The following is a 929-nucleotide window of genomic DNA, read 5'->3' as shown; positions in this document are numbered from 1 at the left end:
AGGGCGGTGCCGACCTGCTCGTCGTCGAACCGGGCGATCGGCAGGATCTTCGACGCGTGGACGATCGCCGAATCCAGACCCGCCTTCACACACTCGTCCAGGAAGACCGAGTTCAGCAGCACACGCGCGGCCGGGTTCAGACCGAAGGAAATGTTCGAGAGACCGAGCGTGGTCTGGACGTCGGGGTGGCGGCGCTTGAGTTCGCGGATCGACTCGATCGTGGCGATGCCGTCCTTGCGGGACTCCTCCTGACCCGTGCAGATCGTGAACGTCAACGTGTCGATGAGGATGTCCGACTCAAGAATCCCCCAATTCCCCGTCAGATCGTCGATCAGGCGCTCCGCGATGGCGACCTTGTGCTCGACCGTGCGGGCCTGACCCTCCTCGTCGATGGTGAGCGCGATCAACGCCGCACCGTGCTCCCGCGCCAACGCGGTCACCTTCGCGAAACGCGACTCCGGGCCGTCCCCGTCCTCGTAGTTGACCGAGTTGATGACCGCCCGGCCACCCAGCTTCTCCAGACCCGCCTGAAGGACCGGAACCTCGGTGGAGTCGAGCACGATCGGCAAAGTGGAGGCCGTCGCGAACCGGCCCGCCAGCTCCCGCATGTCCGCGACACCGTCACGACCCACGTAGTCCACGCACAGGTCCAGCATGTGCGCGCCCTCACGGATCTGGTCGCGGGCCATCTCCACACAGTCGTCCCAGCGGGCCTCCAGCATCGCCTCACGGAACTTCTTCGACCCGTTCGCGTTCGTCCGCTCACCGATCGCCATGTACGAGGTGTCCTGCCGGAACGACACCGTCTGGTAGAGGGAGGCCGCACCCGGCTCCGGCTGCGGGGACCGCTCGGTCACGGCCCTCCCCCGCACCCGCTCCACGACCTGCCGCAGGTGCTCGGGCGTGGTGCCGCAGCAGCCACCGACCAG

At 67.2% G+C, this 929-nt stretch carries 1 protein-coding gene; it reads right to left on the bottom strand.

Annotated elements, in window-relative coordinates; translation table 11 throughout:
* On the bottom strand, positions 1-929 hold a 929-nt coding region (locus NOD94_RS41195; protein ID WP_281211365.1), incomplete at both ends, for a dihydropteroate synthase.

The organism is Streptomyces sp. Isolate_45, assembly GCF_024721315.2.
GTDB lineage: Bacteria > Actinomycetota > Actinomycetes > Streptomycetales > Streptomycetaceae > Streptomyces.
Note: the sequence above shows the minus strand (reverse complement) of the source record. Positions and strands in the feature narration are given on the sequence as shown.